1 pseudogene is annotated in these 380 nt (G+C 47.6%); it reads left to right on the top strand.

What is annotated here, in order from left to right:
- Positions 1-61 precede the first annotated feature (61 nt).
- A pseudogene (locus tag HV826_RS36610) lies at positions 62-380 on the top strand (nucleoid-associated protein); the annotation flags it as partial.

Here is a 380-nt window from a genome sequence, read left to right as displayed (position 1 = left end):
GCACAAGAGTGAGGTTCCTCCCGAAGTTGCGAAAGCGCCTAAGCGGTTCGTACGTGCAGCCATGTCAAGGCTTGAAGGTTTTGATTTTGAAAAGCCAGAGGAGTTTCTTGGTGCCGTATTGCAAGGTGTGGCTCCAGAGGCTGCAATTTTAAAAACCTTCAAGAGCAAACTCGCCAATAAGAACATAAGCACAGAAGCATTCAAATTTGAGGGGGCTACTCCACCACCAGCTGAGTACCGGCGGGTTGTCACAAATGAAGGGATAACTCTCTTATTTAGCGCCGGGCACGAAGAAAACAAGAATGTAGAGATAAAAACAGAGGGAAATGGAGGCGTTGAAATAACCATACGATCCACCGGCTTGGAACGGAACGATGAAC

The organism is Myxococcus sp. AM010, assembly GCF_013372585.1.
Lineage (GTDB): Bacteria > Myxococcota > Myxococcia > Myxococcales > Myxococcaceae > Myxococcus > Myxococcus vastator.
The sequence above is the reverse complement of the archived record's forward strand: the minus strand, read 5'-3'. Positions and strand labels throughout refer to the sequence as shown.